The following is a 24,451-nucleotide window of genomic DNA, read 5'->3' on the forward strand; positions in this document are numbered from 1 at the left end:
TTTCCCCATTATAATAGTGGACAGTTGAGCGGAACGGCCGCCTCATAGCGGAACTGGTGGAGAGTGTCCTACGAGCTCACAGAGGATCGCCTGCCGATGGACGAACAGGAACGCCTGGCGTTGCGCCGGAAGATCGTGGGGATCGCCCTGCGGCAGGCCCGGGAGCGGGCCGGCCGCACGGTCCAGGCCTGCGCTGCCCTGCTGGGGATCTCATCGGCCCGCTATCGGGCCTACGAGGCCGGGCGACAGGACCCCACCCTGCCCGAACTGGAGCTCCTGGCCTGGTTTTTCCAGACGCCCCTCTCCGCCCTCCTGGATCCGGATCAGCGGAACGCATCGTCGGAGGAGGAGATGGCGCAGGCAGCTCCGGAGTTCATCGCCCTCCGACACCGGGTCATCGGGCTGATCCTGCGCCAGGCCCGGGAGGCCGCGGGGAAGAGCCTGCGGGAGGTGGCCGCCGCCCTGGGATACACCCCCCGGCGGCTCCGCGCCTATGAATCCGGGGAGCGCCCGATCCCCCTCACGGAACTGGAACGTCTGGCGGCCCATCTGGGGCTTTCCCTGGCTGACTTGCGGGACACCGAGAGCCCCATCGGCCAGGCCGCCATCCTGCTGGATCAGATCGAAGGGTTCCGCGCGCTCCCGCCGGAGGTGCGGGCCTTCGTGACCGCCCCTGTGCACCTGCCTTACCTGCGCCTGGCTATGCGCCTGTCGGAGCTGCCCGCCGATCGGCTCCGGCACATCGCGGAGGACCTGCTGGAGATCACCCTGTGATGTGGACCACCCCTGTTCTGCTCCTCTTCCTTGGCGTAGGGGCCGGGCTGATCCGACACGCCCTGGCCGGCGGCGGGGCCCGCCGTCTGGCCTGGGATCTGAGCCTCGGATGTCTGGGGATGGTCCTGGGCCACGCCGCCGGGCGTCTCCTGGTCCCAGGGTTCGGTCAGATCGGGACCACGGCGGTCCTCCCCGGGCTCCTGGGGGCGCTTCTCCTGCTGGGGCTCACTTCCCTTCCCCTCCCCCGCCGCTGAGCGAAGGTCGCGGCGGAAGCCGCTCCTACAAAAATCGATCTTTGGTAGGAAGGGCTTTCGCCCAGGACCTCGGCTCCTGCAGATCCGTTGAATCCCGAGGATCCCGGGACAGATGTCCCCAGAAAATTGGGACACCCGCCTCTACCAGGCCTCCGCCCTTTCGCTTAGAGTGAGAAGCGGAAAGATCCTTGATAAGGAGGCCTGCGATGGAGCGCATGGCGCGCATCTGGCTGCTGCTCATCCAGATCGTCCTGGGCTATGAGTGGCTGCGCGGCGGTCTGGAGAAGCTAGAGACCGGCGGCGGGTTTGTGAAGGCGCTGCCCCAGACCCTGGCCCGCTTCGCCGAGAAGAACCCGTATCCCTGGATGAAGTCCTTCCTCACTGGCCCGGCCACGGCCAATGCGACGCTGTTCGGCAACTTGGTCCAGTGGGGCGAGCTGCTGGCTGGCCTGGGCCTGATCGCCGGCGCCCTCTACCTGCTCTTCCTGGCCCATCGCCTGAACGGCGTCCTGCGCCGGGTGGCCGGGATCCTGGTGGCCATCGCCCTGCTGGGCGGGATGATCATGAACGCCGCCTTCGGCCTGGCCGCCGGCCACACCAGCCCCTCCACCTCGGGGATCAACCTGGTGATGTTCTTCTCGCAACTGATGCTGCTGGGCTTCTGGATCGGCGTCATCCTCCAGCCGGTGGAGGAGCGGATCCTGGAGCGGCGGCCGGCCTGAGCGATCCCATCCAGCCCGATGAGGGGGACGCTACCTGCGTCCCCCTCTTGGTTCATGAATCGGGTGGGACATGGAAAACCCAGATCCCCAAGCCGTCGCAGTGGGAGCGCGGCCGCCACGCCCACCACCCCCGGGGATACGCCGCCTGCAGGACGGCTCGGGTGGCCTCGTCCTCCGGATGCACCAGATACAGCTTGGGGCCCGGCACCCGGCGATGCCGGGCCACCCCATGGGGCAGATCCTCATACCAGACCGTATAGGGCCAGTCCAGATCCCCCAGCCACATCCCGATCAGCCGGGAATCGAACCAGTAAGGATAAGCCACATAGAAGGCGTTCGTAGGCGGTCCGCCCCCCGCATAGAAGCCGCGCAGGATCTCCGCGGCGTCGGAAGCGTTCAGGACATGGCGGCAGTAAGACTGGGCATATGTCTCAAAAACGCGCACGGCATTCAGGCGGATCAATGTAAGAACCAGCAGCCCGGCGATCCCCCACCCCAGCCATCGCCGCGCGCCCGCGCGGCCCCACCATGCGGTCCACATCGCCGGGACCAGCGCGGCGAGGGTGAGGACGGAAGGCAGGGCGCCGGCCGCCCGCACCGTGCTGGGATTCTCCCGCGGGAATGAGAGGTTATACGCCGAGGGGAAGAGCATCACGAAACCGGCCGCCAGCGCCGCCAGGGGGACGGGATCCCGTCGGCGGATCATCCACCCGAATGCAGCCACCCCACCCAGGACCAGTAGAGCCCCCATTACGGGATCCAGCATCGGCCGCAGGGGAATCGTCGCCACATATACCTCGTCGCCCGTCCAGTGGAACATCAACAGCGCCCGCCGCAGGTTGTTGGCCAGGATCCACAGCGGGTTCCCCTCGATGGGCTTCTCCCAGGTGGAGACCCGGGTCATCAGGCGATAGAAGAACATCTCCGGGGACTCCACAATGAAGCGGAGCATGGGGGCCAGGACCGGGAGGGCCGTGAGCATGCCGAGGATGAAATCCCGCATCTGGCGCCACCCTTCGGCGGTCCGCCAGCCCCGACGGATCCCCCACACGAGCAGGAAGGCGGCCGGGAGCGCAGCGATCATCCCCCGAAAGGGGGAGTAGCCATACAGGCCGATCCCCAGGAACAATCCCATCCCCAGGAAGTCCGCCCGACGACCGGAGCGCAGCCCCCGGATGAGGAAGGCCAGGGACCAGGCGGCGAAGGTGGGCAGGAAGGGGTAGCGCAACCCCACCCGGGACGGGATCACCGCCCAGGAGGCCACCGCCCCCAGGAACATCGTCCATAGCCCCCCATGCCGCCCCCACAGGGCCGCGCCGAGCAGATAGAGGGCGGGCAGGAGCAGGACCCCGATGAAGGCCGTCCCCACCTGGAGGGTGAACTTGTGCAGCGGCATCCCGAAGAGCCGGATCGTCGCCGCCGCCAGATAAAACTGGAAGGCCTCCCGCCCGGTGTTCCGGGGGAAAAAGATCCGATACTCCCCGTTCAGGACGTCCCGCACGTCGAGGAGCTTCTCGGCGTGGTCGCTGTTCACATCCAGGGGGAGGTTCCAGAGATCCCAGTAGCGGAAGCTGATCCCGAGCCCCAGGACGAGCAGGAGCACCAGATGCCACCCCCGCACCCGCCATCCCTCCCGGGGCCATCGTGGGAGCGGCGCGTCCCACCACGCGGCCAGCCATGCGGCCACCGCCAGCCCCCAGGCGATCACCCCGAGAAGCCGGAAGCGGTTGCCGCCGGACTCCAGGAAGGCCAGGGCGCTGAACCCCAGGCTCAAGACCGCCCAGAGAGGACGTCCGGGGATCGATGGGCTGGCGGATGGGGCGATGGGGCGTTCCCCCTCCAGCCAGGCTGGCTCCTGCCGCAGGGCCCAGAGGAACAGGGCCAGCGCCCCTGCGTAAACCCCAAACGCCCGCGGGTCCGGGGCCTCCCGGGGGCTGGCATCCAGCAGCCCCTGCGCGAACACCGCCAGAAGGCCCGCGAGGGAGAAGGCCAGCGCGCTCGCGATCCGCCGGGCCATGGGGTTATCCGCCTCCCTCCTTTCGCGCGATCATAAAGAAATACGCGCCCTCCGGGCCTGGAGGCTCCTCGTAGAACGGCCGCAGGATCCGCTCCACCGGCCAAAGGCTCCACCGCCACGGGGCGAGGATCCAGCGACCGAGGAGCTTTTTGTAGATCAGGGAAGGCAGCCCATACGGGTGGCCCCACTCCAACAAGGCCGTGGCGCCCGGGGAGAAATAGAACCACCAGCGGAGGGGGCGCAGGCCGGCCCGCTCCAGCCGGGCCACCCAGATCTCCGGAGCATCGCAGTGATGATGGCGGGAGATGTGGTTGAAGAGCCGGCCGTAGGCCTCCGCAGCGCGCCGCAGCCGCAGCCGGCGCAGCAGCCGATAGAGCGAGAGGAACTCGACGAAGCGATGGCTGGGCGAGCAAAACAGGAAGAGGCCTCCCGGCCGCAGCACCCGGGCCACCTCCGCCAGGACGGCCTCCACCGGAGGGATATGCTCCAGGACCGAGTTGCTGAGCACGGTCCCGAAGAAGGACGAGGGGAAGGGCATGCGGGCGCCATCGGCCTGCACCACCCACCGGTAGGCCCGGCGGGCGGCGGCCTCCTTCAGAGGCTCCCATTCGGGGTCCAGCCCGACCCATGCCTTCCCCGGGAAGGCCACGGAGGCGAAGTGTCCATCCCCGCAGCCCAGATCCAGGACCGGCTCCGGCATTTCCAGGCCCTGGTAGAATCGGGCCTCCACCGCCCGCAGCAGCGCCCGGAAGGCAGGCACCTCCTTCAAATGAAGCCAGAGGAAATCAGGAGCCATCCCGATCTGTCCAGGCGGGTGAGATACGAGCGGACGAACTCCTCGAGCTCCTGCGCTCGAACTTCCGGGAAGGATCTCTTGAGTTGATCCAGCAACTTCTGATCCGTGCTCACCAGAAGCTCCGCGCCCGCATCGATATAGATCTCCAGCAAATATCGGTCCTCCTCAGAGATGGAGGACCATGCTTCCGGAGAGCGCGCCGCCGAGCCCGCCGACGAGGAGGGAATGACTCCTTTTTGGGGATCCCGCAGCAAGCGTTGGAGCAGACGGTTGGCTGCCCGGACCGCTGGCCGTTGATCTTTCATGAGCTTGTAGGCTTTACGCGCCCAGGGCGTGTCGGGCCGCCACGCGATCCGATCACAGCGCCTCTCGATTTCCTCAAGGATCCGATAGGCCTGTCGCTGGCGCTCGCTTCCCTCCTCGCCCTGGAGATGAGAGAACAGCCACTCGTCCAGGAGGATGAGGCGGGAGGACATCGCGGCTTCTCCTGACAGGTCGTTCTCATTCGGAAGCCTCGGGCACACCGAGGAAGACCCGGAGGTCCTCCAGCTCCGCCTCCACAAACGTCCGCAACCCCCCTTCGATCTGGCCGCGCTCATTCACCTGCTGACGCGTGAAGACCGAAACGCCGTCCTTTCGTTCCACGAAATAACACGCCAGATCCGCGGGCCGGAGCGCGCCCCGTGCCACCTGAGCCAGAAGGGCGCTCAGAAATGCCATGCCGTGGTAGGTGCGAGCTCCAGATCTACAATCTACACACTCGATCGAGCGAAAAATTCCGAACAAACAGTCCGCGGGTCGCCATTTTCAAGCTCCTTTCTTCCTCCGATCCCGGGACGCCCGCAGCTCCTCGAAAAGCGCCTCATAAGCGGCAGCGGTTCGCTCCGTATTATAGTGCTGGGCCACCCACTCCCGGGGCCGGCAGAAGGCCGGGCGCTCCGCCAGCACCCGCAGGATCGCCTGGGCCAGCGCCCGGCTGTCCCGCGGGGGGAAGGTCAACCCCATCCCCGTCGTCTGCGTCGGCACCCGCACCCCCGGCAGATCGCTGGCCACCACCGGGGTCCCGCACAGCATCGCCTCCACCTGCACCAAGCCGAAGGACTCGGTGGCGTTCCAGCTGGGAAGCACCACCACGTCGCAGCTGGCGTAGAAGGCTGCCATCTCCTCCGGCTCCAGCACCCCCACGAAGGTCCAGTGGTCCCGGTAGCGCTCGAAGAGGGGCGCCAGCCGGCGGGCGTAGGCCTCCTCCCCCAGGACGTTTCGGTAAGGCCCGGCGAAGAGCACGCGGGCGTTCGGATAAACCGCCAGGATATGGGGGAGGGCTTCCAGGAGATACTCCACCCCCTTCTCCGCCGCCAGGCGGGCGGCCATCCCGATGACCACCTGGCCCTCCAGCCCCCAGCGGGCCCGGAAGGCCGCCACCCGCTCCGGATCCGGAACCGGGATCTCCACCGGCGGAGGGATCACCCGCACCTTGGTGAGATAACGGGAAAGATAGGGGGAATGGCGGGCGTAATCCTCCGTATAGCTCACGATGACATCAGCGAGACGAGCCGCCAGATGATCCATAAGGTGGACCGCCTGGTTGGCCACCCGGTTCAGCCATCCCGGGGGAAGGGTCACGTCGCAGTGATAGGTCAGGACGACGGGCTTGCGGAACAGGCGCCCGCGCAGGGCGATGCCGGCGGCGTCGAACTGGGGCAGATGCAGCCAGAGGACGTCCGCCCAGCGGGCCAGGCGGGTCGCCCACCATCCGATGGTGGGCATGATCACCCCCTTGCTCACCCGCATCAGCACCGGCACCCGCCGGATCCGCACGCCGTCCCGCACCTCCTCAAGAGGAAGACGGCGGTCATACTGGGAGGTCAACACCAGAACTTCGTGACCCCGGGCCGCCAGGGCTCGGGCCGCCCGCTCCACATAGATCGTCAGACCGCTGATATGGGGACGGTAATATGTGAGCGCGACCAGGATCTTCATCGAAGGTTCTCCCGCACCCACTCCGCCAGCCGGGTCAGCCCCTCCCGCACCCCCACCTGAGGCCGCCAGTCCAAGTCCCGCATCGCCTTGCGGATGTCGCTGACATACACCTTCTGATCCCCCGGCCTCCAGGGCCCAAAGGCGGGAGGATCCAGGGGACGGTCCAGGATCTCCCCGAGCAGGGGGGCGAACTCATGCCAGACCGAGAGGGTGTGCTCGGGACCACCTCCGATGTTGTAAACCTGCCCCGCCGTCCGATCGATCCGCTCCACCGCCGCCCGCATGGCCGCCACCAGGTCCGTGACGAAGAGGAGGTCCCGCACCTGCTTCCCATCCCCGTAGATCGTGATCGGCCGCCCGGTCATGGCGGAGATCACGAAGTGGGCCACCCACCCCTGATCCTCCGTTCCGAACTGCCGGGGGCCGTAGATGCAGGACATGCGGAACACCACGGTGGGGAGGCCGTAGATGCGGGCGTAATCCCGCACGTACTGATCGGCCGCCCCCTTGGAGCAGCCGTAAGGGGAGTGGAAGTCCAGGGGCTGACCCTCATCGATCCCGAAGGGGCGATCGGCATATCGGTAACGGGTGGCCTCCTCCACCACCGGCACCTCCTCCATGGCCCCGTAGACCTTGTTGGTGGAGGTGTACAGCACGATGGGGCGATGGCGGGCCTGGCGGGCGGCCTCCAGGACGTTGAGGGTGCCCAGGGCGTTGATCTCGAAATCCGTGCGGGGATCGATCAGGGAGGTGGTGACCGCCACCTGGGCGGCCAGATGGAAGACGACCTCCGCCTGCCGCACCGCCTCCGCCACCGCCGGGAAGTCCCGGACGTCTCCCCGGATGAAGCGGATGCGCCCGCCGTGCCGTTCCTGGAGCCAGGCCAAGTTCCGCTCCACGCCGGGCCGGGCCAGCAGGTCGAAGATCCAGACCACCCAGCCGTCCGAGGCCAGGGCGTCCGCCAAGTTCGATCCGATGAAGCCCGCGCCGCCGGTGATCAGGGCCGAGGGGGGCATTTCCGGCCTCCTGAGCGCGTTGAGAATCCAGGAGCACGCCCGAAGTTGCGCATGCCGCGGGATATTTTAGTCTTTAGCCTTTAAACCGGAAGGGGCCGTGAGAGGCCGGGCCCCTGCCGCCTTCGAGCATGCCCTCCTTAGCGGTCTGCCTTCTCCACCTGCGTCCGCCGCAGGAACCCAAGCCCTACCTGCCCGGTCTCCAGCCACAGGCCGAGGGCCCCGAGGGTGGAGAGGACCCCATACATCAGTCCGTGGGAGGCGACCGAGATGCTGAAGGCCGTGGCCTGCGGGATCCCGAATTCCCCCATCACCCACACCGTGATCCCCTGCACCACCCCGATGTAGCCGGGGGTGGAGGGCACCAGCATCCCGAAGGTCAGGGCGCTCATCGTCAGCAAAGCCACCCACCCATCCGGGGTCTCCAGGAAAACCCCCATGACCGCGTAGAGATGAGCGGCCGTCGCCAGCCACGCCACCAGGGACCAGCCTAAGGCGGCGGCCAGAGCCCGAGGGGTCCGAAGAACCTCCAGTCCCCGCAGGGCCGCCTCCGCCTCCCGGCGCAGCCGGCCCTGAAGCGGCCGAGGAAGCGGCCGGGTGAGAGCGTCCGTGAGCCACCAGGCCCACTGGGGCCGGAAGGCCCCGAGGAGGAGCCCTCCCAGCGCGCCCAGGGTGAGCACCGGCCCGGCGTGGCTCAGGAGCCCCAGCCCGCGGGCTCCCGGCTGGAGGGCCAGGGCCACCCCGGTCAGGGCCAGCACCACCGCCAGATCCAGCGCGTGCTCCACCACGATGGACATCGCCACCAGGCCGGCCGGGGTCTGGGGGAAGCGGGCCAGCAGGAGGACCCGCGCGAGCTCCCCCATCCGGAAGGGGAGAACGTGGGTGACCAGGTAGCCGGCGTTCAGGACGTTCCAGAGGCGGAGGAAGGACACCCCCGGAGGCGCGTTCAACAGGATCCGCCAGCGGGCGGTCCGGGCCGCCACGCTCAGGATCAGGGCGAGCAGGGCCGGGAGCATCCATCCGTAGTTCCCGGCGCGCAGCGTGGCCCAGAGCGTGGGGAGATCCAGCCCCCGCACCGCCCCATAGAGCGCGAGGGCCCCGATCATCAGCCCCAGCACCCATCGCCAGCGACCCATCGGAACACCTCCGAACCCCCAAGATCCGCCGGCCGTCAGGGAGCGAGCCAGCCGGGGCAGCCCTCCGATCCCGTGGCTCCCAATGATAAACCGGGAGGGCCCGTTCCGCGATCTCCTCCACTCACCGGAAGGGCGCGGACGCCCTGATCCGTCCTTCGTCAGCGTGTCCATCGCACTCGAATTGAATTTAGTCTTGCCTAAATTTGCATCGCTCTCCTACAATGGGCGTGAGGGCAGATCCATCGGCTTCCGTCCCAAATTCTTGCAGAAAGGAGCGAGCGATGGTCGGCAAATGGGTCTACTACCAGGAGATGGAAGGCGCGGCGGCGCCTGCCCCCGAGGCGCCTGCGGAGGAGATGGTCCCGCCTCCGGCCCCCGCTCCGGCCAAGCCGGCCCGCAAGCCTGTGGCCAAGAAGACGGCCAAGAAGGCCGCGGCCAAGAAGACGGCCAAGAAGGCGGTGGCCAAGAAGCCTGCGAAGAAGGCCGCAGCCAAGAAACCCGCGAAGAAGGCCGCAGCCAAGAAGACGGCCAAGAAGACCACCAAGAAGACGGCCCGGAAGTAGCCGGAGCCTGCGTTCCCATCCTCCCTTCAGGTGGGCATGCCGGCTCCCGGCATGCCCGCCTGTCTTTTCCCCGGAAGTCGGTCAGGTCCTCAGGGGGCCGTGGGGGTGGGAGAGGGCGCAGGGGTGACATCCGGCGTCCCGGTCGGCGTCGGCGAGGGAGGGACGTAGAGGCGTTGCCCGGCGCTCAAGGACAGCGTGGTCAGGCAGTTCGCCTGCATCAGGTCGGAGAGGGAAACCCCGAAGCGCACGGACAGCCGGTAGAGGGTCTCCCCGGGTTGCACGGTGTAGAGCACCCAATCCGCAGGCGGCCCGCAGGGCGTAGGGTTCGGCGTCGGGGTGGGCAGGCGAACCGGCAGATAAACCCGCTGCCCGATGAAGAGGGCCGGATGTCGCAGGCAGTTGGCCTCCAGGAGGCGCGAGACGGAGATTCCCGCCAGGGTCGCCAGCCGGTAGGCCGTGTCCCCCGGCTGCACCCGATAGGGGATCCAGTCCGCCGGCGGCCGGCACGGAGCTCTCAGCGTCCCGGTCCCCGTGGGGGTTGCGGAGAGGGTCGGCATAGGGGCCTCCCCCGGCGTCCCGGACGGCGTTGGGGAGGGGGAGGCCGGGACGGGGAAGAACGCGGGCGAGGGGGGCGGCGTCTCCACCGTCTCCACCAGCCCCTCCTCGGCCGGGGTGGCGGTTCTCCCCTCTGGGAGAGAAGGCGCAGCGGGACGGGTGGCCCGGGGAACGGCCGCCGGGCGCGGCCGGCCCTCCACCACCGCCATCCCCAGGGCCCCCAGGATCAGAATCCCCAGCCCGAGCAGCGCCAGCAACGTCCGCATTGTTTCTTTCCTTAACACCAGTCCTCAGGAGACAGCCAGGGGCAGCACGACGGTGAAGGTGCTTCCCACCCCCGGCTCGCTTTCCACCCAGATCCGCCCCCCGCTGGCCTCCACCAGGGCCCGCGCGATGGAGAGGCCGATGCTATCCCCCACCCCGGGGATCAGCGGCGTCGTCGCCCGATAGCGCGGGACGAAAACCCGGGGAATCTCCTCCACCGGGATCCCTCCCCCCGTATCCCGCACGCTCAGGAAGAGCACGTCGGGGATGCTGGGATTGCGGCGGGCCCGCAGGACGATGGCCGTGCCTGGACGGCTGCAGAGGGCCGCATTGTTCAAGAGGTGATAGAGGATCTGTTGCCCCGCATCCCGGTCCAGCCGCACCGGAGGCAGGTCCTCCGGCCACTCCATCTCCACCCGGAGGCCCCGCTCCTGGAGCACCGGCTGCAACTGCTGGAGGGCCTCGTCTCGGACCTCCTCCAAGCGCAGCGGGCCGGGCTCCAGCCGGTAGGATCCGGCCTCCAGGGCGGCGATCTGCAGGGTCTCCCGGATCAGCCCCGCCATACGCTCGATGTTGGCCCGGATCCGCAGCAGGAACTGCCGCTGGGTGGCGCCCAGGATCCCCACTGCCTCCCCTAGGAGCAGATCTGTATAGCCCAGGATGGCGGTGAGCGGCGTGCGCAGCTCCTGGAGGAGGGCCAGGACCAGCCCATCTCGCTCCTCCCCGGATCCAGAGGGAGTTTCCTTAACCGAGGCGGCCGCCACCGGCAGGGCGGCCTGAGCCTCCAGCAGCTGGGCCAGCTCCTCCGCCCGGCGTCGCCAGCGCTCCCACTCCTCTTCCGCCTCCGCCGCCCGGGTGGCCCAGCGATGGATTTCCCGCTGCAGCGACCGGCGCTCCTCTTCCAGCCGGGCCTCCAGCTGCCGGATGGTCTCCTGGCGCTCCTGCTCCAGGGCCTGTAGCGCCGCCTCCAGGCGCGTCAGGCGCTCCCGCTCCCGGAACAGGCACAACGTCCGGGCCAGCGCTCCGGCCATCTCCCGGGCCAGCCCGGGATCCGGGGGGCAGCTTTTCCCGGCCTCCGGGGGATAGCCGATCAGCCAGAGGCCCAGAACCTGATCCGAAACGACAAGGGGCTCCACCTGCAGGGAGCCGATGCGCTCCATCCCGAAGGCCTGCCAGAGGCGGAGGAAGGCCTCTCCGGCCTGATCCGCCGGGGTCATGAAGTCCCCCCGACGTTGATCGATCGCCTCCTGACAGCGCGGGTATTCCGACAGCGTCAGGACGAGGTCCGAGCCGGCGCGGGGCAGGTTTTCCCCCTCCCGGGCGATGAAGACCAGGTGGTCCTCCTGCAAGAGCCCGATCCCCGTCCAGCGCGCGCCGAGCCATTCCCGCGCCATCCGGAGGGCTTCCCGGAAAGGATCCGAGACCTCCCGATCCTGAAGGGCCTGGAGCAGGCTCGCCGTCCAGGCCAGCCACGCGGATGCGGCCTGCCGCATCGCCGAAGGGCGCCCCCACGCCCCATCCAAGGCGAGCTGATAGGTCCCCGCCAGCCAGAGCGGATACGCGGCGAGGGCGCCCAGGCGGATCCATGGGGAAAGATGGGTTCCCAGGAGCGGGGCGTTCAGCTGCAGCAGCGCCCCCAGGGCGAGGAGGGAGAAGCCCAGGGCCCCGGAGGTGGGGAACCTCCGCGGGCGCTGGGAGAGCAGCAGCCCTCCGATGGCCAGGTTGAGCCCCAGCGCCCACAGGGTCCATGCCCGCTCCGGAGGGGTGGTGACGTAGACGGCCGTGGGATCCTGGAGGGCGATGCTCCACCAAGCCGGCGCCGTTGCCCCATAAGCGCCCAGGACCAGCACCGTATGGAGGGCCGGCGCCCAGAGCCCGGGCCCCGCGCCGGCCATGGCCCAGCCCAGCCATCCCCACGTCGCCAGATCCACCGCCCGCTCCAGCGGCGGCAGGAGCGTCCCCGGAGGCAACCCCCGCGTCTCCCCGAAGGCCGCCCCGAACAGGATCAGGCGGCCCATCAGGCCCAGGCCAGCGGCCACCATCAGGCGATCCGCGAGCCCGCCCCTGCCGGACCGGCGCCGGAGGTCGAGGGCCATCAGGAGCAGGCCCTCCAGAGCCAGGCCCACGAGGAGATGGTAGAACAGGGAGGCGGAGGCCTCCGTCAGCCCGCGCATCAGCGCCTGGATCCCTTCCATTCGCTATCCCCCGGAGGATGCTCCGGATCCTTCGCCCGGAGGGCTCCCTCCGGCTTCTTGCTGGACCATCCGGGTGGCGGCCATGGCGAGGCCGATCATCAGCCAGAACCACTGCACCATGTGATGGAAATCGAAGTTCACGAAGTGATGATCGAAGATCCCGCTGACCAGCGCGGCGAGCACCGCCCCGTGGAGGCCCAGCCAGAGCGGCTCCAGCTCGGGCCGACGCCGGACCCCCCGCCGAGCCCTCCAGGCGGCGATGAACAGCACCCCGATGACCAGCAGGAAAATCCCCAGCCCGACCAGCCCCATCTGCACCGCCACCAGCAGGTAGATGCTGGCCACCTTGATGTAGAGATCCACATCCGGCACCCCGGCGAACCCGACGCCGAACAGCGGATAGCGGGAGATCAGGGTAAGGGCATCCCGATACTCTCCGAACCGCATGCGGGTGGCCAGGTCTTCCCCTCGCAACCCGGCCAGAAGATGCAGCGTGTAGCTCCGGGTCGCGGGGAGCAACAGCACCCCTACAAGGAGGATCAGCAGGAACGGGAGCGCACGGCGGTAGCGCAGAAGGCTGAGGGCCAGGAGGGCCGCCGCCGCCCCGATGAACGAGCCCCGGGAGAACGTCAGCAACAGCGCCACCACCATCATCCCCAGGAACATCAAGAGGAGCGGCCGGGGCCACACCGGATGCCGGGCGAAGGCCTGCGGGAAGGCCAGGGCGATCAGGGTGGACAGCGTCGCCCCCAGCAGGTTGGGGTCCACCGCCGTCCCGATGGCCCGCTCCGGCTGCTGCGGATCATCCAGGATGTAGCGCAGGACCGGGCCGCCCTCCGGGTAGTAGCCCAGGGACCGCAGCCGCAGCAGCCATTCCTCCGCCCGGGCGTCGGGGAGCGCATAGAGGACGACCGCCACGAGGGCCGCCAGGAATCCCAGCCCGAGGATCCATCGGACCAGCCGGGCCAGCCGCGTCGGATCCCGAACGAGGGTGACCACCCAGAAGAACGAGGCGATGGAGAGCAGGAACTCGGCGAACCGCCGGGCCACCGTCTGGGTCAGGGAGGCATGGCCCAGCCCTGCCAGGAAGGTCACCAGCGTGGTCCCCATGAAGGCCAGCACCGGGAAGGCCAGGGCCGTCCCCTCCAGGGCCGCCGTCCGCCCAGCGGCCCACCAGGCCAGCCCGCTCAGCAACCAGCCCATGACCGCCAGGTCCAGCCAGGTGGGGGTGAAGCCCAGGCGGACCGGGAAGGTGGCGAAGGGAAGCAGGAAGATCACCGCGAAAACCAGGAAGAAAGCCAGGTCGACAGAGCTGAGGACACCCAGGACCAGGAAGGCGCCGATCAGCCCTCCCAGCGCCAGGATCGGCCCCCCGGTGGCGATCCCCCATCCCAGCCCCCAGGCCATCACCAGGCCCAGGGCCAGCACCCCCATGCTCGGTATCGGGAAAGAACAAAGCCGCGCCTGCAACCGATCCTCCCTTCCTCAGCGCCCCCATGCCAGGGAGCCTGAACCACTGGTCTCCCAGAACCCGTTTCCATCCCTCGACCCCGGCGAAGATCCTGATGGCGGGGCTGAGTCTGATTATAATCCTCGTGGGCTCCTTCACAGGGAACGCGAAGAGGGCTCCCTCGGGCCTTGAACGGAAGGACATTCCCGGAAGGAGGCGCACATGGACGCCTTCGCTGCCACCCTTCATCATGCCTATCGAGTGGCCGTGGAGGCCGCCGTGGAGGCCGGCCGGGTCCTCCGCTGGCACTTCCGGCGCGGCCTGGAGATCCATTACAAAGGGGAGATCGATCTCGTGACCGAAGCGGATCTCGCCGCCGAGCAGGTCCTGATCTCCCGCATCCGCGAGGCGTTCCCGGACCATCAGCTGCTATCAGAGGAAAGCGGGGAGATCCTCCAGCGCTCTCCCTGGCTCTGGGTGGTGGATCCGCTGGATGGGACCACGAACTTCGCCCACGGGTTCCCGGTTTTCTCGGTTTCCATCGCGTTGCTCCATGAAGGGCAGCGGGTTCTGGGCGTGGTTTACGACGTGATGCGGGACGAGCTGTTCGCCGCCCGGCGAGGAGAGGGGGCCTTCCTGAACGGACGGCCCATCCGGGTCAGCCGGACCTCCCGGCTGGAGGCGGCGCTGCTGGTGACCGGATTCCCCTATGACCGGCAGGAGTCCCCCTTCGACAACACTCGGGAGTTCGTCGCCCTGCTCAAACGCTGCCATGGGGTGTTGCGCGTCGGCTCCGCCGCCCTGGATCTGGCGGCCGTGGCGGCCGGGCGACTGGACGGATACTGGGAGTTCCGGCTGAGCCCGTGGGACCTGGCCGCGGGGGCCCTCCTGGTCGAGGAGGCAGGTGGACGGGTCACCACCCCTGCGGGGGATCCGCTGCCTCCCCTGGGGACAGACATCGTAGCCACCAACGGCTGCATTCACGAGGAGCTCCTGGAGGCCCTGGCTGCTGCGCGCGCCGGCGCTTGACCGAAGGGGAAGGCTCCGTGTAAAATGAAGGACGGCCCTGCGGGGTGGTGTAAGGGGCAACACACCGGACTCTGGATCCGGGTATGGAGGTTCGAGTCCTCCCCCCGCAGCCAGTCCGGCAGGAAAGGGCCGCTCCGTGCGGCCCTTTCTTCATCCGTTGCCAGACCACGCGGGAGGCGCTCCGTGTTCGCAGTCATTGAGATCGGCGGACATCAGTATCGCGTGAAGGCCGGCGATCGGATCCAGGTGGAAAAGCTCGACCTCCCTCCGGGCGCATCCCTGGAGATCGACCGCGTTCTCATGGTCGGGGAGGGCGAGGGGGTGCAGATCGGCCGTCCGGTCGTCCCCCAGGCTCGGGTCCGGGCGACCGTGCTGGGCCACGTGAAGGGGGAGAAGATCATTGTGTTCAAGTATCGCCCGGGGGCCAAGCGCTATCGGCGCAAGCAGGGCCACCGGCAGACCTACACCCTTTTGCAGATCGACGCGGTAGAGGCTGGTGTTCCGGCCTCGGCGTGAAAGGAGGCGACGATGGCGCACAAGAAGGGCGGCGGTGCCAGCCGCAACGGCCGTGACAGCGAATCCAAGCGCCGCGGGGTCAAGCGGTTCGACGGTCAGTTCGTGCGGGCCGGCAACATCCTGGTCCGCCAGTGCGGCACCCGCATCTATCCCGGCAAGAACGTGGGGATGGGCCGGGATTACACCCTCTTCGCGCTCATCGACGGTTACGTGCGGTTCGAGATAGGGCGCGGAGGGCGCAAGCGGGTGAGCGTGTATCCCCATCCGGTCCGACCCGACGGCGCGTCCCCGAACGGAGGTGACGGATGAAGCCGGGCATTCACCCGACCTGGTATCCCAACGCCCAGGTGATCTGCGCCTGCGGCAACACCTGGACCACCGGGGCCACCGTGCCGGTGATCCGGACGGACGTGTGCTCCAAGTGCCATCCCTTCTTCACCGGGGAGCAGCGGATCGTCGACAAAGAGGGGCAGGTGGACCGCTTCATGCGGCGCCTGAGCGCCCGGGACGAGGCCTACCTGAAGGCCCGGGCGGAGCGCGCCCAGCGCCGCAAGCGCAAACAGGCGGTGATCGAGGTGGTCGAGGAGCCAGAGGAGATCCTCGAGCGCCTCGAGGGAGAAGAGGAAGCATTCTGAACGAGCGTGCGGGCGGGTCCTTCAGACCCGCTCGCATCGCTTTTTGGTAAGCTGAACTTCATTATCGGCTTAGGCCTGACACCGTCGCCTACGGGAGCAGAGGCGGCATCCCGTCTGATCCCAAGGAGGCAAAGGATGGAGAAGGCCCGCGCGGGCTGGGTGGAGGTGATCAGCGGGTGTATGTTCAGCGGCAAGACCGAGGAGCTCATCCGCCGGCTCCGCCGCGCCCAGATCGCCCGCCAGCAGGTCCAGGTTTTCAAACCCCTGATCGACACCCGCTACGGATTGGAGAGAGTCCGCTCCCACAACGGCCTGGACATCGAGGCCATCCCAGTGCCACATGCCCGGGCGATCCTGGACCATCTTCAACCCGGGACGACGGTGGTGGGGATCGATGAGGCGCAGTTCTTCGATTGGGAGATCGCCGATGTGGTTCAGGCCCTGGCGGAGCGGGGGATCCGGGTGATCGTGGCCGGGCTGGATATGGATTTCCGCGGGGAGCCCTTCGGGCCGATGCCGCTGCTCATGGCTCAGGCGGATCAGGTGGACAAGCTGCACGCCATCTGTGTGGTGTGCGGGGCGCCGGCGACGCGCACCCAGCGGCTGATCAACGGGCGGCCTGCCCGCTACGACGACCCGGTGATCCTGGTGGGTGGCAGCGAGACCTATGAGGCCCGCTGCCGGCGTTGCCATGTGGTCCCCCGGGAGGCGACGGAAACCCCGTAAGGCTCGAACGGGACGGGGGAGGCGGGAGGGATGGAGACGCCGGTGGAGTCCCCCTCGAGCTGGGGATGTGAGCACCTGATCGACCGCATCCTGATCCCGGCGGATGTCCTGCAACGTCGTATCGCGGAGCTGGGCGCTCAGATCTCGCGGGACTACGCGGGCAAGGATCTGGTGCTGGTTTGTGTGCTCAAGGGCGGCGTGATGTTCCTCACCGACCTCATGCGCCACATCACCGTTCCTCATGAGATCGATTTCATGGCCATCACCAGCTACGGGATCGGCGCCCGGCAATCCACCGGGGTGGTGCGCATCCTGATGGACCTCCAGACCAACATCGAGGGGCGCCACGTCCTCATCGTGGAGGACATCGTGGACAGCGGGCGGACCCTCGATCACATCCTGCGGTTGTTGTGGACGCGGAACCCCGCCACCCTCCGGGTCTGCGCGCTGCTGGACAAGCGAGCACGGCGCGAGATCCAGGTCCCCCTGGATTACGTGGGGTTCGAGATCCCCAACGTCTTCGTCTTCGGCTACGGCCTGGACCTGGACGAGAAGTTCCGGAACATCCCCTTCATCGCCGTGCTGAAGGCCGATGCTTTGGAGGAATAAGCGGCTGGCCTGGGGCCCGGATTCCCGCTAAAATCATGCCAAGCCATCTCGCGTTGCCGCGGCTATCGTAAGTCCCGGAAGGCAGTCGGCGGCGCGAGGCTGCGATCCTCCAGATCCGCAAGGGGCCAGGAGCGATGAGCTATCCCGCAACGCACAGGTCGAATCATCCCTCCGGCGGCCGGAAGCATCCCTTCCGCGCCCCTTACATGCGACGCTGTCACTTCTGGACAGTTTGGGCCACTGCGGATTGCTGACTCCTTGCCCCTCCGCCTCTCACGGTTTCTCCTGCTTGCCGGATCCAGACACTCTCCTGCCTGGGAGGCATCCATGCGCGTGTTGGCCCTCGGTGGAGCAGGGGCCGTGGCCCGGGAGGCCACACGGGACCTCTGCCAGCACGGCTCGATCTTCCGCGAGATCGTGATCGCCGACATCGATCCCGCCAAGGCGGAACGCCTCGCCCGCGACATCGGAGACCCCCGCCTTCGGGTGGTCCCTCTGGACGTGCGGGATGAGGAAGCATTGGTCCGCCTGATCCGGGGCTTCGATGTCGTGATGAACGGCCTCCCCTTCGCCTACGATGTGTTGGTCACGCGGGCCTGCGTGGAGGCCGGGGTCAGCGGGGTGGACCTGGCCTTCGACGAGGCCCAGTTCGAGCTGGATGAGGCGGCTCGCTCGAAGAACATGGTGTTCATCCCGGGGGTGGGCGCCACCCCCGGCACCACCAACGTGATGGCCGCTTACGCCGCCCGTTCCATGGATCAGGTGGAATCCGTGGAGATCGCCTTCGCCGCCTTCCGCTGCCTGGCGCCCTCGCCGGGCCTCCTCCGCACCACCCTCTGGGAGTTCAACCCGGAGGAGCCGGAACGGGCGATGGTCTACTGGGAGGACGGGGCGTGGCACCCCGCTCCGCCCTTCTCCGGGGAGAAGCGGGTGCGCTTCCATGAGCAGATCGGGGAGCAGACCGTGTATTACGTCCCCCACGATGAGGCCCGGACGATGCCCCGCTCCTTCCCGGGCCTGCGCCGTGCCGCGGTGCGGGGCTGCTTCCCGCCCCACGTGATGCGGGCGATGCGCGCCCTCTACGAGATGGGCGCGCTCTCCTCCACCCCTGTTCCCCTCGATGGGGGCGCCTACCCCGCCATCGATCTGGTGGCCCGCCTGCTCGCCGCCCTCCCCGCCTCCCGGGAGAACCCGGTGTGGGCCTACGGGCTGGTGGTGGAGGTGAGCGGCCGCCGGAACGGCCGCCCCCACACCATGGTGCTGCGCAACCGACATCCCCCCCAGGAGGTGTGGGGCGGGGAGGCCGCCTACTATCGGAACATCGGCGTTCCCCTGAGCATCGGCGTCCAGATGATCGCCCGGGGTGAGATCTCCGCGCGAGGCGTTGTCCCCCCCGAACGGGCCATCCCCCCGGAGCGCTTCTTCGAGGAGCTGGCCCGCCGGGGGATTGAGATCCTAACAGAGTGAACCCATGGGGGACGATCTTCTCATTCATCCTGAAAGAATCAGGAGGTTCCCATGCGTCAATGGCCGAAGACCCGCGCTCGATTTCTCCGAGCTAAGGAGGTGATGCCCTGGGGGGTTACCTCGAACTTCCGTTACTGGGGGGATGATCAGACCATCGTGGTCAGCCGGGGGGAAGGCCCCTACATCTACGATCTGGACGGCAACCGCTACATCGACTACCGCCTGGGCTACGGGCCGGTGATCCTGGGTCACGGCCACCCGGCGGTGGTGGAGCGGGTGAGCCAGGCCATCCGGGATGGGGTGATCTTCGCGGCCACCACCGAATGGGAGATCCGGGCGGCGGAGCGCATCATCCGCATGACCGGCGTGGACATGGTCCGCTTCTCCAACTCAGGGACAGAAGCGACGATGCATGCTCTGCGGATCGCCCGGGCCTACACCGGCCGGGAGAAGGTGATCAAGTTTGAGGGCCAGTATCACGGCCACCACGATTACCTGCTGTTCTCCACGGCCATGGCCTTGCGCCAACCTATGGGGAGCCGCCGTCACCCCATCCCCGTCGTCGCCAGCTCCGGCATCCCCCGGGTCATCGCCGACCTGATCATCACCCTCCCCTTCAACGACTTCGAGGCCGTGGAGCGGACGGTGAAGGCCAAGTGGGGGGACATCGCGGCCATCATCGTGGAGCCGATGCTGGGCAACAGTGCGGCCATCATGCCCCACCCCGAGTTCCTCCCCTTCCTGCGGCGCCTGTGCGATGAATACGGCATCGTGCTGATCTTCGACGAGGTGAAGACCGGTTTCCGCATCGCCCGGGGCGGGGCCCAGGAGTTCTTCGGGGTGCGGGCGGACCTGGTCACCTACGCCAAGGCCATGGGCAACGGATTCCCCATCTCCGCCATCGGCGGCAAGCGGGAGATCATGATGACCATCGAGCCCGGAGCGGTGGCCCATGCCGGAACCTACAACGGGAACGTGGTGGGCACCGCCGCCGCCGACGCCACCCTGGAGATCCTGGAGACCACGGACGCCCTGGAGCGGGCGGCCCAGGCCGGCGAGCGGCTGATGAAGGGGATCAGCGAGATCCTGACCGAGGCCGGCATCCCCCACGCCGTCTCCGGCCACCCCAACATGTTCAGCTTCCTCCTGAACTTCGAGGGGACGCCCCGGGATCACCGGGACACCATGTCCAGCGACATCGAGCTCTACGCGGAGATCGGCCTGGCCTGCTATGAGCGCGGGGTGATGTTCGAGGTGGACCCGCGGGAGCCCTGGTTCACCTCGGCCGCCCACACGCCGGAGGTGGTGGACGAGACCCTCAACCGCTTCGCCGATGCCGTGCGCGCCGTCCTGCGGAAAGGGAAACCCGTCGGCCCGGCGGAGGTCACGTCGGTCGGGAAGTGAACGCAACCCGTGGGGGCTGGACGCCGGGAGAGCGATGGTGCAGAATGGACCCGACGTTCAGCCCTCCGTTTCCATCCTGATGCCGGTGAACCGCGGACGCTTCGGGACAAGGCCGCGATGGGCAAGGGGAACCGGACGGTCGCGGAGACCATCCTGCCCTCCGGGCACCGGGTGGTCCTGGTGCAGGGGGACCTGACGGAGGAGGAGGCGGACGCGCTGGTGAACGCCGCCAACTCCTACCTCCAGCACGGCGGCGGCGTCGCCGGGGCGTTGGTCCGCAAAGGCGGGCCTCAGATCCAGGCGGAGAGCGACGAGTGGGTGCGCCGCCACGGACCGGTCCCCACGGGGGGTGTGGCGATCACCGGGGCCGGGCGGCTGCGGGCGCGCGCCATCCTCCACACCGTCGGCCCGGTGTGGTCCGGAGGGACCCGCGGGGAGGAGCAACAGCTGGCGGAGGCGATCCGCAACACCCTCGAGGCGGCTCGGGCCCAAGGTTATGAGCGGATCGCCATGCCGGCCATCAGCACCGGCATCTTCGGGTTCCCGAAGGAGCGGGCGGCGCCCATCTTCTGGGAGACCATCGCCGCCTTCGCCGCCGCCCACCCCGGCGAGCCCCCCCGGGAGATCCGGGTGGTGATCCTGGACGAGGCCACGCTGCGTCCCTTCGAGGCCGCCTTCCACGCCCGGTTCGGGGGACAGGCGGCCGCTTCCCCGGCCTAACCGGCGAGCAGCCGGACCAGCAGGGCTTTCTGGGCGTGGAGGCGGTTCTCCGCCTGATCGAAGATCACCGAGTGCGGGCCATCGGCCACCTCATCGGTGATCTCCTCGCCCCGATGGGCCGGCAGGCAATGCATCACGATGACATCGGGCCGCGCCCTCGCCACCAGGGACGCGTTGACCTGATAGGGCGGGAACACCTGACGTCGGACCTCCGCCTCGGCCTCCTGGCCCATGCTGGCCCATACGTCCGTGTAGATGATGTCCGCCTCCCGCACCGCCTCCGCCGGATCGTGGGTGAAGAGCAGACGGCTCCCGCTGCGGGCGGCGAAAGCCCTCCCCCGTTCGATGACGGCCTCCTTCAGCATATAGCCCGGAGGCGTGGCGATGGCGAAGTCCATCCCCAGCATGGCGCAGATGTAAAGCAGGGCGGTCGCCACGTTGTTGCCGTCGCCGACGAAAGCCAGCTTCAACCCCCGCAGGCGTCCCTTCTTCTCGTAAACCGTGAGCATGTCCCCCAGGGCCTGACACGGATGCTCGTCGTCGGAGAGGCCATTGATGACAGGGACCGTGGCGTAGCGGGCCATCTCCTCCAGGATAGAGTGGGCGAAGACCCGCGCCATAATGGCGTCCACGTAGCGGCTGAGCACCCGGGTCACGTCGGCCACGCTCTCCCGCTGGCCCAGGCCGACTTCCTGAGGGGAAAGGTAGATGGCGTCCCCTCCCAGATGGCGCATGGCCATCTCAAAGGAGACGCGGGTGCGCAGCGAGGGCTTCTGGAAGATCATCCCCAGGGTCTTGCCGGCGAGGGGCGTGGGGCGGACCCCCGCTTTCCACTCCGCCTTCATCCGCGCGGCGTCCAGGATCAGCGCCTCGATCTCCTCCGGCGCCCAATCCACCAGCGAGATGAAATGCCGCAGCGAGCCCATCGTTCCCTTCCCTCCGGATTCGATGTGTGGATTTCACGCCCCGACAGGGGCGCGGGATCGATCCGCCGAATCCTCCGTCCGCCTCTCGAGGTAGCGCGCCAGCCCACGCAGCAGGATCTCCCCTTCCAGATTGCTCCCGGAGAGGACGACCGCCACCCGCTGTCCGGCCCAGCGCGGCCCCGTCTCCCACAGGGCCGCGATGCCGACGGCGCCGGATCCCTCCACAATGAGGTGGGCCTCGGCCGCCAGCCACCCGATGGCCTCGAGGAGGGTCTCTTCCCGCACCACTAAGACTTCGTGGATCGCCCCCTCAAGCGCCAGCTGGTAGGCCCAGGCGCCTACCCCGCCGGCCAGGCCGTCCGCCAGGGTGGGGCCGGCCGGATCGTCCTCGTAGAGCCGTCCGTCCCGCAATGAGGCGGCCAGGGCCGGGGAGGCCTCCGTCTGCACGCCGATGATCCGGGTCCGGGGGGCGAGGGCCTGATAAGCCCGGGCGATCCCGCTGATCAAACCACCCCCGCCCACCGGCACCAAGACGGCGTCAAGGTCCGGAAGCGCCTCCATGAGCTCCAGGGCGATGGTCCCCTGACCGGCCACCACCCATGGATCCTCATAGGCGTGGAGGTAACAGGCTCCTTGATGCTGGGCGAAGGCGACGGCGGCGGCGTGGGCCTCGGCGTAGGTCCGGCCTGCCCGCTCCAGACGGACGCCGAAGGCCTCTAGGGCGCGGACCTTGTTGGGGGCGGCGGTCTCCGGGACGAAGACGGTGACCGGGATCCCGCTTAGGAGCCGGGCGGCGAAGGCCACCGCCAGCCCGTGGTTGCCCGCCGAGGCGGTCACCACCCCACACGCCCGCTCCTCCGGTCGGAGCCGGCTCATCCGGGCCAGGGCTCCCCGCACCTTGAAGGAGCCGGTGGGCTGCCAGGCCTCCAGCTTGAACCAGACCTCCGCCCCCAGCTGCCGGTTCAGGTGGGGAAAGGTCCGCACCGGCGTGGGCGGGAGGATCGCCCGCAGGATGCGATGAGCTTCCCGGATCATCGACAGATCCGGCGGGCTGTCCGTCGGCCGCTCGGAGAATCCCATGGCTCCCTCAGCGAAACTGCGCCCGGACGCGACGGATGAGCTCCTCGGTGGGGCCCCGGAGGATCCGGGTGCGGGTGCCGTTCCACTCCAGCCACAACACGTCCGTTCCGGCCCAGAGGGCCTGTCCGGGGCTTTCCCGAACCGGGCCGCGCCCGTAACGGGCTGTGGCGTAATCCCGATAGGCCTCCACGAACTCCCGGGCTTCGTCCTCGCTGTCCCAGACCACCTCCAAAACCAAGAAATCCTGGCCGGCGGCCTCGTTCCAGTAGACCGCGTAGCGGTCCCCGCCCCAGCCGGCTGCCGCCTCCTCCGCCCGGGAGCGATCCAGGCGTTCCTCCAGAACCACCCGCAGGTAGAACTCCCCCAGGACGTTCTCGTCGATCATCTGCCAGCCGCTTCCCAGGGTGTCGGTGAGGGGAGGGAGCGTCACCCGAATCGGGGCCTCGCGGCTCCAGAACTTCTCCGGATGCAGGATCTGCTCGGTGGAAGCGGGCGGATCGCGGAACGCCGCGTCAATAGCCTCCCACCCTCCGCGCTCGTAGAGGGCCTGAACGAAAGCGAAACCCGCTTCATAAGGGAAGGTCAGCTCCTCGCGGATCACCCGGGGGGCTCGGTCGAAGACCTCGCTGGGCTGGCGCTGGACGGCCCGGAGCCACTCCCGCTGCTCCGCGGCGGGCAGCCGGTTCAGATAGAACAGCTGCGTGAGGGTGGCATCGCCCTCCACCAGGGCCCGTCGGGCCAGCATCGCGTCGTCGTCCACATCCTTGGGCCGCTTGGATTCGTCGTCCGTGAACCCCATGGCCACGAGGTCGAAATGCTGATCCTGGAGGAGATGGGTATATTCGTGGGCGAAGGTCACCCGCTCCAGGATGCCGGGCTGCCCCTGCTCGCTGATCACGAAGAACTGCTTGGTGTCCGGATCATAGAAGCCGGCGATCTGCTCGGTGTAGAGCTCCAGCAGGAAATCCCGCAGCGGGAAATCCCGGGGCAGCAGGTCGAAGGCGGCCAGGGTGAGGGTGTCCTGGCGGGCCTCCTCCAGCGTGTAGTCCTTTTCGAACTTCCGCTCCTGGTAGGCGCGCAGCTCCGCCGGGGTCATCAGGGATCGGGTGTAGGGCCCGGTGGCCCGCAGGCCCCGGATCTCCTCCACGGTCCGGGCGATGGTATCGAAGACGGAGGCCGCCGGGGTTGCCGTGAGGGGAGCTGCCGCGGTGGAGGGAGGAGGCGCGGGGGTCTCCACCCGTGTGGAGGAGGGAGGAGGCGCAGGGGTCTCCACCCGGGTGGAGGAAGGAGGCAAAGGTGCCGCGGTGGGTCGTGTGGGCTGGGCCATCCGTTGGGCAGCTGTCCAGGTCAGGGCCACTGCCCCCGCGCTGCAGGCCAGGCTCAGGAGGATGAGCAACGCGATCCCGAGTTTGCGCATGGCATCCCTCGCTCAGGGATTCAGAGGGATTGTCCCCTGTGGGAGCGGGAACGTCAATCCGGGCGCAGTCGGGCGAGCAGCTCCGCATCGGAGCGGCGACGGTGGGCGAAGACCTGGGGGCGTTTGCGGGCGACCCAGGGCCAGGTGAGGAGGCCCGCGAGCATCCCCCGCAGGCGCGCCCGGGCGGCCGCCCCCCGCCACGC

25 protein-coding genes, 1 tRNA gene and 1 pseudogene are annotated in these 24,451 nt (G+C 68.4%); 14 read left to right on the plus strand and 13 right to left on the minus strand.

The window, feature by feature from the left end; translation table 11 throughout:
- Nucleotides 1-63: 63 nt before the first annotated feature.
- The 3 genes from CFB18_RS00395 to CFB18_RS00405 all read left to right on the plus strand — a co-directional run bounded on the left by CFB18_RS00395 (nt 64) and on the right by CFB18_RS00405 (nt 1,750).
- Nucleotides 64-774, plus strand: coding sequence for a helix-turn-helix domain-containing protein (locus tag CFB18_RS00395; RefSeq protein ID WP_088569834.1), 711 nt, complete (start codon nt 64-66; stop codon nt 772-774).
- Nucleotides 774-1,028, plus strand: coding sequence for a hypothetical protein (locus tag CFB18_RS00400; protein ID WP_088569835.1), 255 nt, complete (start codon nt 774-776; stop codon nt 1,026-1,028). The genes CFB18_RS00395 and CFB18_RS00400 overlap by 1 nt, the downstream gene beginning before the upstream one ends.
- A gap of 206 nt (nt 1,029-1,234) precedes the next feature.
- Nucleotides 1,235-1,750, plus strand: a complete 516-nt coding sequence (locus CFB18_RS00405) for a hypothetical protein (protein WP_088569836.1) — start codon at nt 1,235-1,237, stop codon at nt 1,748-1,750.
- Between the two features lie 52 nt (nt 1,751-1,802).
- Here the strand turns inward: CFB18_RS00405 and CFB18_RS00410 are convergent, their stop codons facing one another.
- From CFB18_RS00410 to CFB18_RS00440, 7 genes are all read right to left on the minus strand, one after another.
- Complete coding sequence (locus tag CFB18_RS00410) at nt 1,803-3,767, minus strand: glycosyltransferase family protein (protein ID WP_088569837.1); 1,965 nt, start codon at nt 3,765-3,767, stop codon at nt 1,803-1,805.
- A gap of 4 nt (nt 3,768-3,771) precedes the next feature.
- Complete coding sequence (locus tag CFB18_RS00415; RefSeq protein ID WP_088569838.1) at nt 3,772-4,563, minus strand: class I SAM-dependent methyltransferase; 792 nt, start codon at nt 4,561-4,563, stop codon at nt 3,772-3,774.
- Entirely contained in the window at nt 4,533-5,039 is a 507-nt protein-coding gene (locus CFB18_RS00420; protein WP_088569839.1) for a hypothetical protein, read from the minus strand. The genes CFB18_RS00415 and CFB18_RS00420 overlap by 31 nt, the downstream gene beginning before the upstream one ends.
- Nucleotides 5,040-5,064: 25 nt before the next feature.
- On the minus strand, nt 5,065-5,283 hold the full coding sequence (locus CFB18_RS15155) for a hypothetical protein (protein ID WP_088569840.1): 219 nt from the start codon (nt 5,281-5,283) through the stop codon (nt 5,065-5,067).
- Nucleotides 5,284-5,370: 87 nt separating this feature from the next.
- Entirely contained in the window at nt 5,371-6,543 is a 1,173-nt protein-coding gene (locus CFB18_RS00430) for a glycosyltransferase family 4 protein (protein WP_088569841.1), read from the minus strand.
- Nucleotides 6,540-7,559, minus strand: coding sequence for an SDR family NAD(P)-dependent oxidoreductase (locus CFB18_RS00435; protein WP_088569842.1), 1,020 nt, complete (start codon nt 7,557-7,559; stop codon nt 6,540-6,542). The genes CFB18_RS00430 and CFB18_RS00435 overlap by 4 nt, the downstream gene beginning before the upstream one ends.
- A gap of 137 nt (nt 7,560-7,696) precedes the next feature.
- Nucleotides 7,697-8,692, minus strand: a complete 996-nt coding sequence (locus CFB18_RS00440) for a lysylphosphatidylglycerol synthase transmembrane domain-containing protein (RefSeq protein WP_159461494.1) — start codon at nt 8,690-8,692, stop codon at nt 7,697-7,699.
- Between the two features lie 281 nt (nt 8,693-8,973).
- Between CFB18_RS00440 and CFB18_RS15160 the strand changes: the two genes are divergently transcribed.
- A complete protein-coding gene (locus tag CFB18_RS15160) occupies nt 8,974-9,255 on the plus strand; it encodes a hypothetical protein (protein WP_159461495.1) in 282 nt (93 codons plus the stop codon).
- Nucleotides 9,256-9,344: 89 nt separating this feature from the next.
- On the opposite strand, the gene CFB18_RS00450 is transcribed toward CFB18_RS15160, so the two are convergent.
- The 3 genes from CFB18_RS00450 to CFB18_RS00460 are packed head-to-tail and all read right to left on the minus strand — an operon-like array spanning nt 9,345 to nt 13,739.
- Nucleotides 9,345-10,076 (minus strand): LysM peptidoglycan-binding domain-containing protein, encoded by a 732-nt coding sequence (locus tag CFB18_RS00450; protein ID WP_088569845.1) that lies wholly within the window; start codon nt 10,074-10,076, stop codon nt 9,345-9,347.
- Nucleotides 10,077-10,100: 24 nt separating this feature from the next.
- The gene (locus CFB18_RS16140; protein WP_088569846.1) at nt 10,101-12,269 is read right to left on the minus strand and encodes a sensor histidine kinase; all 2,169 of its coding nucleotides are present in this window, start codon (nt 12,267-12,269) and stop codon (nt 10,101-10,103) included.
- 3 nt (nt 12,270-12,272) lie between these two features.
- On the minus strand, nt 12,273-13,739 hold the full coding sequence (locus CFB18_RS00460; protein ID WP_143597452.1) for an O-antigen ligase family protein: 1,467 nt from the start codon (nt 13,737-13,739) through the stop codon (nt 12,273-12,275).
- 202 nt (nt 13,740-13,941) lie between these two features.
- On the opposite strand from CFB18_RS00460, the gene CFB18_RS00465 reads away from it, so the two are divergent.
- The 10 genes and pseudogenes from CFB18_RS00465 to CFB18_RS00510 all read left to right on the plus strand — a co-directional run bounded on the left by CFB18_RS00465 (nt 13,942) and on the right by CFB18_RS00510 (nt 20,825).
- The gene (locus tag CFB18_RS00465) at nt 13,942-14,748 is read left to right on the plus strand and encodes an inositol monophosphatase family protein (RefSeq protein ID WP_088569848.1); all 807 of its coding nucleotides are present in this window, start codon (nt 13,942-13,944) and stop codon (nt 14,746-14,748) included.
- 38 nt (nt 14,749-14,786) lie between these two features.
- A tRNA-Gln gene (locus CFB18_RS00470) sits at nt 14,787-14,861 on the plus strand.
- Nucleotides 14,862-14,931: 70 nt separating this feature from the next.
- The gene (gene rplU, locus CFB18_RS00475) at nt 14,932-15,264 is read left to right on the plus strand and encodes a 50S ribosomal protein L21 (protein ID WP_088569849.1); all 333 of its coding nucleotides are present in this window, start codon (nt 14,932-14,934) and stop codon (nt 15,262-15,264) included.
- A gap of 12 nt (nt 15,265-15,276) precedes the next feature.
- Entirely contained in the window at nt 15,277-15,573 is a 297-nt protein-coding gene (rpmA, locus tag CFB18_RS00480; RefSeq protein ID WP_088569850.1) for a 50S ribosomal protein L27, read from the plus strand.
- Nucleotides 15,570-15,776, plus strand: a pseudogene (gene rpmE, locus CFB18_RS16415) (50S ribosomal protein L31); the annotation flags it as partial. The gene rpmA and the pseudogene rpmE, both read left to right, overlap by 4 nt.
- A gap of 258 nt (nt 15,777-16,034) precedes the next feature.
- Entirely contained in the window at nt 16,035-16,625 is a 591-nt protein-coding gene (locus CFB18_RS00490; RefSeq protein WP_088569852.1) for a thymidine kinase, read from the plus strand.
- A 30-nt stretch (nt 16,626-16,655) separates the two neighbouring features.
- Nucleotides 16,656-17,234, plus strand: coding sequence for a hypoxanthine phosphoribosyltransferase (gene hpt / locus CFB18_RS00495; RefSeq protein WP_088569853.1), 579 nt, complete (start codon nt 16,656-16,658; stop codon nt 17,232-17,234).
- Nucleotides 17,235-17,561: 327 nt separating this feature from the next.
- The gene (locus tag CFB18_RS00500) at nt 17,562-18,701 is read left to right on the plus strand and encodes a saccharopine dehydrogenase family protein (RefSeq protein WP_088569854.1); all 1,140 of its coding nucleotides are present in this window, start codon (nt 17,562-17,564) and stop codon (nt 18,699-18,701) included.
- A gap of 51 nt (nt 18,702-18,752) precedes the next feature.
- Nucleotides 18,753-20,105, plus strand: coding sequence for a guanitoxin biosynthesis PLP-dependent transaminase GntE (gene gntE, locus CFB18_RS00505; protein WP_088569855.1), 1,353 nt, complete (start codon nt 18,753-18,755; stop codon nt 20,103-20,105).
- 117 nt (nt 20,106-20,222) lie between these two features.
- Nucleotides 20,223-20,825 (plus strand): macro domain-containing protein, encoded by a 603-nt coding sequence (locus tag CFB18_RS00510; RefSeq protein WP_088569856.1) that lies wholly within the window; start codon nt 20,223-20,225, stop codon nt 20,823-20,825.
- On the opposite strand, the gene argF is transcribed toward CFB18_RS00510, so the two are convergent.
- Genes argF through CFB18_RS00525 form a run of 3 tightly spaced genes read right to left on the minus strand, consistent with a single transcriptional unit; the run spans nt 20,822 to nt 24,248 of the window.
- Nucleotides 20,822-21,751, minus strand: a complete 930-nt coding sequence (gene argF, locus CFB18_RS00515) for an ornithine carbamoyltransferase (RefSeq protein ID WP_088569857.1) — start codon at nt 21,749-21,751, stop codon at nt 20,822-20,824. The genes CFB18_RS00510 and argF overlap by 4 nt on opposite strands.
- A 33-nt stretch (nt 21,752-21,784) precedes the next feature.
- Complete coding sequence (locus tag CFB18_RS00520) at nt 21,785-22,831, minus strand: threonine ammonia-lyase (protein WP_088569858.1); 1,047 nt, start codon at nt 22,829-22,831, stop codon at nt 21,785-21,787.
- Between the two features lie 7 nt (nt 22,832-22,838).
- Nucleotides 22,839-24,248 (minus strand): hypothetical protein, encoded by a 1,410-nt coding sequence (locus tag CFB18_RS00525; RefSeq protein ID WP_088569859.1) that lies wholly within the window; start codon nt 24,246-24,248, stop codon nt 22,839-22,841.
- Nucleotides 24,249-24,451 lie beyond the last annotated feature (203 nt).

Source organism: Thermoflexus hugenholtzii JAD2, from assembly GCF_900187885.1.
Taxonomy (GTDB): domain Bacteria; phylum Chloroflexota; class Anaerolineae; order Thermoflexales; family Thermoflexaceae; genus Thermoflexus; species Thermoflexus hugenholtzii.

What these genes read in the sequence shown, in the direction of transcription:
- CFB18_RS00435 (WP_088569842.1), bottom strand. Translation starts at nt 7,559, where the DNA reads ATGCCCCCCTCGGCCCTGATCACCGGCGGCGCGGGCTTCATCGGATCG.
- CFB18_RS16140 (WP_088569846.1), bottom strand. Translation starts at nt 12,269, where the DNA reads ATGGAAGGGATCCAGGCGCTGATGCGCGGGCTGACGGAGGCCTCCGCC.
- CFB18_RS00500 (WP_088569854.1), top strand. Translation starts at nt 17,562, where the DNA reads ATGCGCGTGTTGGCCCTCGGTGGAGCAGGGGCCGTGGCCCGGGAGGCC.
- CFB18_RS00490 (WP_088569852.1), top strand. Translation starts at nt 16,035, where the DNA reads ATGGAGAAGGCCCGCGCGGGCTGGGTGGAGGTGATCAGCGGGTGTATG.
- CFB18_RS00510 (WP_088569856.1), top strand. Translation starts at nt 20,223, where the DNA reads ATGGGCAAGGGGAACCGGACGGTCGCGGAGACCATCCTGCCCTCCGGG.
- CFB18_RS00465 (WP_088569848.1), top strand. Translation starts at nt 13,942, where the DNA reads ATGGACGCCTTCGCTGCCACCCTTCATCATGCCTATCGAGTGGCCGTG.
- hpt (WP_088569853.1), top strand. Translation starts at nt 16,656, where the DNA reads ATGGAGACGCCGGTGGAGTCCCCCTCGAGCTGGGGATGTGAGCACCTG.
- CFB18_RS00525 (WP_088569859.1), bottom strand. Translation starts at nt 24,248, where the DNA reads ATGCGCAAACTCGGGATCGCGTTGCTCATCCTCCTGAGCCTGGCCTGC.
- CFB18_RS00520 (WP_088569858.1), bottom strand. Translation starts at nt 22,831, where the DNA reads ATGGGATTCTCCGAGCGGCCGACGGACAGCCCGCCGGATCTGTCGATG.
- gntE (WP_088569855.1), top strand. Translation starts at nt 18,753, where the DNA reads ATGCGTCAATGGCCGAAGACCCGCGCTCGATTTCTCCGAGCTAAGGAG.
- CFB18_RS15155 (WP_088569840.1), bottom strand. Translation starts at nt 5,283, where the DNA reads ATGGCATTTCTGAGCGCCCTTCTGGCTCAGGTGGCACGGGGCGCGCTC.
- CFB18_RS15160 (WP_159461495.1), top strand. Translation starts at nt 8,974, where the DNA reads ATGGTCGGCAAATGGGTCTACTACCAGGAGATGGAAGGCGCGGCGGCG.
- argF (WP_088569857.1), bottom strand. Translation starts at nt 21,751, where the DNA reads ATGGGCTCGCTGCGGCATTTCATCTCGCTGGTGGATTGGGCGCCGGAG.
- CFB18_RS00420 (WP_088569839.1), bottom strand. Translation starts at nt 5,039, where the DNA reads ATGTCCTCCCGCCTCATCCTCCTGGACGAGTGGCTGTTCTCTCATCTC.
- CFB18_RS00440 (WP_159461494.1), bottom strand. Translation starts at nt 8,692, where the DNA reads ATGGGTCGCTGGCGATGGGTGCTGGGGCTGATGATCGGGGCCCTCGCG.
- CFB18_RS00410 (WP_088569837.1), bottom strand. Translation starts at nt 3,767, where the DNA reads ATGGCCCGGCGGATCGCGAGCGCGCTGGCCTTCTCCCTCGCGGGCCTT.
- CFB18_RS00450 (WP_088569845.1), bottom strand. Translation starts at nt 10,076, where the DNA reads ATGCGGACGTTGCTGGCGCTGCTCGGGCTGGGGATTCTGATCCTGGGG.
- CFB18_RS00400 (WP_088569835.1), top strand. Translation starts at nt 774, where the DNA reads ATGTGGACCACCCCTGTTCTGCTCCTCTTCCTTGGCGTAGGGGCCGGG.
- CFB18_RS00415 (WP_088569838.1), bottom strand. Translation starts at nt 4,563, where the DNA reads ATGGCTCCTGATTTCCTCTGGCTTCATTTGAAGGAGGTGCCTGCCTTC.
- CFB18_RS00430 (WP_088569841.1), bottom strand. Translation starts at nt 6,543, where the DNA reads ATGAAGATCCTGGTCGCGCTCACATATTACCGTCCCCATATCAGCGGT.
- rpmA (WP_088569850.1), top strand. Translation starts at nt 15,277, where the DNA reads ATGGCGCACAAGAAGGGCGGCGGTGCCAGCCGCAACGGCCGTGACAGC.
- CFB18_RS00405 (WP_088569836.1), top strand. Translation starts at nt 1,235, where the DNA reads ATGGAGCGCATGGCGCGCATCTGGCTGCTGCTCATCCAGATCGTCCTG.